General features: G+C 44.2%; 10 protein-coding genes. 3 read left to right on the plus strand and 7 right to left on the minus strand.

The window, feature by feature from the left end; all coding sequences use genetic code 11:
• The first annotated feature begins 30 nt into the window (after positions 1-30).
• Entirely contained in the window at positions 31-582 is a 552-nt protein-coding gene (locus tag VIP81_RS26315) for a hypothetical protein (protein ID WP_331968276.1), read from the plus strand.
• A 129-nt stretch (positions 583-711) separates the two neighbouring features.
• Here the strand turns inward: VIP81_RS26315 and VIP81_RS26320 are convergent, their stop codons facing one another.
• Both VIP81_RS26320 and VIP81_RS26325 read right to left on the minus strand, forming a co-directional pair.
• On the minus strand, positions 712-2127 hold the full coding sequence (locus VIP81_RS26320; RefSeq protein WP_331968279.1) for a nicotinate phosphoribosyltransferase: 1416 nt from the start codon (positions 2125-2127) through the stop codon (positions 712-714).
• A 17-nt stretch (positions 2128-2144) separates the two neighbouring features.
• A complete protein-coding gene (locus tag VIP81_RS26325) occupies positions 2145-3050 on the minus strand; it encodes an NUDIX domain-containing protein (RefSeq protein WP_331968282.1) in 906 nt (301 codons plus the stop codon).
• Positions 3051-3244: 194 nt separating this feature from the next.
• Here VIP81_RS26325 and VIP81_RS26330 point away from each other — a divergent pair, with 194 nt between their 5' ends.
• A complete protein-coding gene (locus VIP81_RS26330) occupies positions 3245-3874 on the plus strand; it encodes a class I SAM-dependent methyltransferase (RefSeq protein WP_331968285.1) in 630 nt (209 codons plus the stop codon).
• Positions 3875-3937: 63 nt separating this feature from the next.
• On the opposite strand, the gene VIP81_RS26335 is transcribed toward VIP81_RS26330, so the two are convergent.
• The gene (locus tag VIP81_RS26335; protein WP_331968288.1) at positions 3938-4198 is read right to left on the minus strand and encodes a hypothetical protein; all 261 of its coding nucleotides are present in this window, start codon (positions 4196-4198) and stop codon (positions 3938-3940) included.
• A gap of 70 nt (positions 4199-4268) precedes the next feature.
• Between VIP81_RS26335 and VIP81_RS26340 the strand changes: the two genes are divergently transcribed.
• Positions 4269-4535 (plus strand): helix-turn-helix transcriptional regulator, encoded by a 267-nt coding sequence (locus VIP81_RS26340; protein ID WP_331968291.1) that lies wholly within the window; start codon positions 4269-4271, stop codon positions 4533-4535.
• A 66-nt stretch (positions 4536-4601) separates the two neighbouring features.
• Here the strand turns inward: VIP81_RS26340 and VIP81_RS26345 are convergent, their stop codons facing one another.
• The 4 genes from VIP81_RS26345 to VIP81_RS26360 form a co-directional block, all read right to left on the minus strand.
• Positions 4602-5288 (minus strand): NUDIX hydrolase, encoded by a 687-nt coding sequence (locus VIP81_RS26345; protein WP_331968294.1) that lies wholly within the window; start codon positions 5286-5288, stop codon positions 4602-4604.
• A 10-nt stretch (positions 5289-5298) separates the two neighbouring features.
• Positions 5299-5706 carry a hypothetical protein gene (locus VIP81_RS26350; RefSeq protein WP_331968297.1) on the minus strand — a complete coding sequence of 136 codons (408 nt, stop codon included), beginning with the start codon at positions 5704-5706 and terminating at the stop codon, positions 5299-5301.
• A 12-nt stretch (positions 5707-5718) separates the two neighbouring features.
• Positions 5719-6114, minus strand: coding sequence for a nuclear transport factor 2 family protein (locus VIP81_RS26355; protein ID WP_331968300.1), 396 nt, complete (start codon positions 6112-6114; stop codon positions 5719-5721).
• A gap of 138 nt (positions 6115-6252) precedes the next feature.
• Positions 6253-6958 (minus strand): M28 family peptidase (locus VIP81_RS26360; RefSeq protein ID WP_331968303.1); only part of this gene is annotated, 706 nt, incomplete at its 5' end.

Here is a 6958-nt window from a genome sequence, read left to right on the forward strand (position 1 = left end):
TCTTATTAACGAGTATAAAAAACATATTATATGAAAAAGATAATGTTGATTGCCTGCTTATTTTTAGTTGGTTCCTTGTATGGGAATCTGAGTGCACAGGTAAAAGTAAATGTGAATGTAAATATCGGGAGTCAGCCGGTATGGGGACCGGTGGGATATGATTACGCCGAATATTATTACCTGCCCGATGTAGATGCTTATTATTATGTACCCAATCATCAATATATTTATTTGGATGGAGGCCGTTGGATATTTGGGGCTGCATTACCAGGGAGGTATCACTATGATCCATACAGGAGCTACAAGGTAGTGATAAATGAGCCTAAGCCTTATTTGCATCCGGATGTGTACAGAAGCAGATATGGTAAATACAAAGGGAATTATAATAAGCAACAGATTATCCGGGATAGCAGAGATGAGAAGTATTATGTAGTAAAAGGACATCCAATGAACGGAAAGGGAAATCAGAAGAAGTACTACGGTGATGATAACAATGGTAATAAGAATAAAGACAAGGGACACGGGAATAATGGGAATAACGGGAAAGGTAACGGGCATGGTAATGGCCATAACAAAGACTAATTATATTTTTTTATAAGAGTAAGGTGCTTCAGTGAGGCACCTTTTTTATTTTAGGTAAAGTAAAAAGCCGCCCCACATGGGAGGCGGCGAAAGGTTGAGGTAAACTTGCTGGAAGAAATAAGGATATTTTTAGAGAACGGCGGTTTTGCGTACTTCATCAAAAGTATAGCTCTTCATGATTTCGCCGTTTTCGAATACGGTATGCAGAAGATCTGCGGAGGCGGGTGCTTCTGCTTCACTCACTGTTTTTAAGGTGTTGTTATCTTGTATGAGCCTGAGTTTTCCGGCTTTTGATTTTTTGAAAGATGTGCGTAAATGGCCGGTGGCGTCTAACTCAACCGGCATTTTCTGTACGTTGATGGGTTTCCCATTTACCACGGCATAAGCGCATTTGAGGGCAAATTCCTGCGTATCGCGGTTTACGCGTTGGAGTAAGGCGCCGCCCATACCCAATACCAGGTTTTCGGCACTGATACCGGCTTGTTTTAATGCTTCAAAGATGCCGGGTATAGAAGAGTAGCTGATACCATCGCCTTGTATTACGCGGACCTGTGGTGGTAATACTTTAAAGCCTTTTTCATTGGTGGTAAAGCCAAACTTGTCCATCAGGATGCTGAAAATTTTCAGGAGCGTTTGTACCGGATCGCCGCTATCGGGGCGGATAACCAGGGTGCCATCTCTCTTTAATATTTGTTCTTTTAAAGCAGTACCCCAGTACTCTTCGCAGGCGCGGAAAATATTATAGGAGTCAGATACACAGGCGATGGTGCCAGTGGGATAAGTATCGAGTATGTGCTTGAATATTTCCAGTTCTCCTTCTTCTCCCAATAAAGTAACAACAGAGTGTTCAGTAGCGGGAATAGACAGGCCGGGTGCCGTGGGAGCATCATAATATCTTTTGGCGAACAAGGAGCCGGGAATAGTGTCACTACCGGAGAAGTTGACCAGGTGGGCGCTACCACCTATGCCGGCACTTTCTACGGAACTGGCACCGCGAAAACCGAAGTCGTTGAGTACAAAATCAATTCCTGCAAAGGCTGCGGCACTGGCGGTGTCGTCGTAATATTTCTTTACTACTTTTTTAATTTCACGGGATACAGAGGCTACAGTGCAAGGGTACCATACCTGCATGAGCAGTGTTTCGAGGAAGTTGGTGAGCCAGAAACATTCCGGGTCGGTATTTTCAATCGTCATCAGCACATTTCGTACAGGCACTACCGTGCCTTCTGCTACTGCTTTGATACGGATAGGCAATTTACCACCGTATTTGTTAATGATGTATTCAAAACGACTGCGATCAAAAATGTCTTTGCGGCCAAAAACCTCGGTGAGCATGGTTTCTGCTTCATCCAGCTTTTCTTTGGTAAATACTTCTCCCGCTAAATATTCTTTTAGAAAATATTGGAGGCCATAGAAAACTGTTTCATCAAATTTACCACCTCTGCTTTCGAGGTAAGAGTAAATGTATTCGGTGCCGGGAATATAGAGTTTGTGGTGGGAATATTTGTAAGCGTCGGCGAGGAGGATTAGGTTTTCCTTTGTCATATCTCAATATTTTAGTCTTAGTAAGAATATTTTTCTCTCAGTTTGGTGAGTAAAGGAAGATGTGTATCTACAATTTCTTCCCTGTTTATTAAATCCGGTATATCCTTTACCGTTACCCATTTCACTTCGGCCAAATCGTCACCGGCAGCGGGTGTACCAGCTATCAGGTCTGTACTGAACAGGGTAGTAATGATTTTGTTCACTTCGGAGCGATACCGCCAGTCGTTCACCCGCAGGGAGGCGACGTATTCCATTGGGCCAATATCCAGTGTGCCACATTCTTCCTGTAACTCTCTGGCAGCGGCCATTTCGAAATTATCGTCTGTTGGGTCGGAAAATCCGCCAGGCAATCTCCATGCATTTTCGTTGGGCTTACGACCTAACAGTAGCTCTTGTTTATTATTTCTGAACAGTGCAATGTCAACGGTTGCGTATACAGAAGGAAACAGGTTGTAGGTATTATAGATAATGCCTGCGCGAAATTCTTCTGTGTCAAACACCTTATCAGATAAGGCTTCCCGCATAGCGGTGGCGTTGTAATCTTTTACTGGAGGCAATGCTTCGGTAGTATACTTACCGGTGTAAGTGCCCATGAAACTATCGCGGCTGCCATATAGCAAAAAGCTTTCGTGAGGAAAGTTGTTACGCAGCAGTTCATCCAGTTTCTGTGACCATACGGCATCGCTTTTCTGATCGCTCAGCGGCAAGACAACGATTTCCGGGAACTGTTGTTTGATCATGCGTTCGCGGGTGTAGTAGTCGAGCGGATTTTTGCGGCTGCCTCTTACCGGGCTTACGCCTAGTATAATCAGCACCCGGTTGTGCTTTTGTTTCACTTGCCTGATGAGTGCCAGGTGGCCTTCGTGAAGGGAAGGTGTCTGGAACCGGGCGATAATAACTCCTGTGGGCTTTGTGTTTTGCATATCCGAGCTATTTTGTGTCATTGTTACACAAATGTAGTATGTGAATTTGAAATGGCAAAATATTTATTGTAAAAATTACACAAAACATAAAAATGCCCTTTTTTCACCAATGTGAATTTATCAAAATCCGGCTCGTATCAGACAGATATCTTATTTTCAGGAAATGTTCAGTATTGATTTTTAAAGCTAGCCTTATGACGGAATTCTGGGAATCCAGCTTTATAGAGAAACAATTGATGTGGGGTGCGGAGCCTTCAGATTCCGCTATTCAGGCAAAGGATTTTTTCATAGCTAACAATGTGCATGATATACTCCTCCCCGGCTTTGGATACGGCAGAAACGCCAAAATATTTCATGATAACGGCATCCACGTTACCGGCATAGAAATCTCTCAAACAGCAATAGATCTCGCAAAGGCGCAAGGTGCAGGTGAAATGATAGTCTATCACGGGTCCGTGTCGGATATGCCTTTTGATAACAAATTATACGACGGCATATTTTGCTTTGCGCTGATCCATTTGTTGAGTAGCCGGGAACGGAAAAAGTTCATCAAAGATTGTTATGATCAGCTGAAACCCGGTGGCTACATGATTTTTGTAACGATCTCGAAAAAGGCGCCCATGTATGGAAAGGGTAAGCAGCTGAGTAAAGAGCGGTTTGAAACGGCACATGGTGTGCGGTTGTTTTTCTATGATGTGGACTCCATACAGCAAGAGTTTGGGAAGTACGGATTGATGCAGTTTTCGGAAATAGCGGAACCTAATAAGCAGGTGGCGAATGGGGCGTCGTTGCCATTTTTAGTGATAACATGTAAGAAGGGCTGACCAGGAGGACGCTGGTAGTATATAGAGGAAACACATGCTCATTTTTTAAGTCAGCCCATACCATTAAAGTAAATCTTTCAACTCCTGCTGCACTTCCCACGCCAGATCTTTGATCTTTTCTTTTTCAGCTCTGCTGATGGAATTAATCATCTGTCCGGGATTGGCGGGATCATTTATTTTTTCTACTCTCATTTTCCGATAGAAAGTTGATTCGCTCCAGCCACATTCTTCACATACTTTTTCGCGGAATTTTATACCACTGTTATTGAAGCCTTCAAAGAGGCTTTTCAGAGAATTGGTCTGTGCTTTTTTAGTTGCTTGCATGATGTAGGATTAAGGTTTAACAAAGACGGTTGGCTACAAAGATAAAGAATCATTTCTAAACAACCTCTTTTTGGAGGTTGTATTTTTTATTATTTTGATTGAATTTCAGTCAATGGTAGCCAATCGGGATGAAAAAAATTTAAAGAAACTTGGAGCGAAAATCCGTGAGCTAAAGGATGCTAAAGGGCTTACTGATAAAGACTTTGCTGATTTAGCAGAAATTAGCTATGCTCAGGTTTGGCGATTACTGGATGGACAGCGTAATCCAACTTACTCAACGCTAAAGGCGATTGCAAAAGCGCTGGATGTGCATCCGGGTGTTTTCTTCGATATTTAGCCAATAAAAAAGCTGACCAGAAGAACCTCCGGCCAGCTTTACATATTTCCTAAAAAGCATTCGAGACTATATCTCAAACGTCATCCCTTCTTTCTTCAACTTAAAATATCGCTCCTCATCAAAGCTGAATAAATTCGCGGGCCGTCCCTGTGATACTTGTTTCTGCTTTTCATTGTGCGAAATCAGGATCCCCAGATGATTAATTTTCTTCTGAAAATTGCGGCGGTCAATGGGCCGGTCGAGCAGGGTTTCGTACAGCTTTTCCAAATCCGCGATTGGGAATTTTTTATCGAGCAGTTCGAAGCCAATGGGTTCGTAGCGGATTTTGTTGCGCAGGCGTTGCACGGCTACGTCGATGATGGTGGCATGATCAAAGGCGAGTGCGGGCAGGTCTTTGATATTAAACCAGTTGGCGTCTTCGGCGTCGGAGCTGGCGGCCAGTTTGAAGTTGGTGGGATTTACCAGGCCGAAGTAGGCGATAGACACTACCCTGCCGCGGGGATCGCGCCCCGGCAGGCCGAAAGTATACAGCTGTTCCAGGTAGTTGATGTTTACACCAGCTTCGGTGAGGAGTTCCCTGGTCACGGCTTCTTCGAGGGCTTCTTCATCCAGCACAAAGCCGCCGGGCAGCGCCCAGCTATGCAAATAGGGTTGTATGGTGCGCTTAATAAGCAGTACCACAATGCCTTCTTTAGGAATATATCCAAATACTACCGCATCTACGGTGAGTCTGATGTTTTGTTTTATCGGCAAACTTGTCTGATTATTTTTGAATGTAATGATCTAACTGGGCAGTGCCTTTGTGTAAATTTACGAACAAAGGATTTTTCTGCGGATCAAAAACGATAATAGTGCTTTGTTCCCATATATCCTGAGGGGTGGGTAATTCTATGATCACTTCCTGGCCGTTGGCGCGGTGAAACAGCAGACTATCTTTTCCGGCCATGTGGCCTTTGAACTGGTGTTGATCCAGGTAGTCGATGAGTTGTTTTCTCAGCTGCAGCACGGAATCGGTGAGTGGGCTGGCGGCGGGTTTAAATTCGCGGTACACGTAGGATTTCTCGCTGATCACGTCATAGGCGGATCTGTCTGTGCTGTGCTCGTCGTTACGGGAAGGGTTACACGCAAACAGTCCTACGGCGATGGTAAGGAGTGATAATATTTTATTCATGATCTCAAAGCTTTAATGTTCGTAGCAATCATAGTTGCGTTGGCGGTAAATTTTGCCATCGCGGAATTCTATGATGGTGCAAATGAATGCCTTCATAATCTGACCCCGGCGAAATTGTCCGGCGTCTACGCCTATTTCCCCGGTCCATTTGGCTTCTACCACGAGGGTGTTGCCGGATTCCACCACTTTCAGCACGCTGAAGTGTTGGGATTTTAAGATGATTTTATTTGTGACCATGCTTTCCAGCATGATCTCAAAATTTCGTTGTTTGATCTCATTCGAGAGCTGATTTGGATATTCAGTCTGAATAATGTTGGGATGAAAAACCCTGGCAAATTCAACGGGGTCTGCTGAAAAGCTCTCCAGCAGCTGGAAATACCGGTATATAAGCGCCAGTTTCTCGTCCATTTAAAGGGATAAATTGAAATTTGTACGGTGCGAAAATATACAATTAGAGGGTAGAATTACGAATTACGAATTACGAATTACGGATTTGTGGGGAGATAATAGCGAACAATCTACCCACAAATCCGTAATTCGTAATTCTTAATTCGTAATTCCGGTAAACGCGAGTTTGTCTTTATCATTTGTTTTGTCGATGATATTGTATACCAGTTTGAGCACGTTGAGGGTGCCGTCATAATTGATTTTGTTGTCGATGGCGGCGGTGCTGGTAGAGAAATAGAGAACGGGTATATTTTTTTTGTAGAAAGATGCATGATCAGAGTTATCTATTCCGCTGGAATCATATACCAGTGGCAGTTCTTTGGTAGTGGCCTGTTGGAGAATGGTGGCCCATCCCGGGGAGGTACCGGTACCGCCGATCTGTAGTGCTTTGCCGGGATTCAGCTGGCTGATACCGTCCATATTAATCATGTAGTTGACCTGTGAAAGGTTCACGGTGCTGTGGGCGGCAAAATATTTTGAGCCGGACAATCCCTGTTCCTTACCGGAAAAGGCGATGATAATATAATTATTGTTATGAAGACGGGAGCTATTCAGTAAGCGGGCTATTTCCAGCAAAGCGGCGGTGCCGCTGGCATTATCTTCCGCTTTGGCCGTGGTTTCCCAGCCGGGGTAGTCGTAATGAGCGCCGATGATGATGGTTCTGGGTGCTTTGTTATTAATATAGCCGATCACGTTGGTGCCGGTGCGTTTAATGGCTTTAAAGGCGATCTGCATGTTGATCTGGAAGCTGCCGGCATCTTCGGCACTCAGCTTTTTGCTGACATCATTGTTGACCCAAACGGCC

Origin of the sequence: Chitinophaga sp., assembly GCF_036566945.1 — a bacterium.
GTDB lineage: Bacteria > Bacteroidota > Bacteroidia > Chitinophagales > Chitinophagaceae > Chitinophaga.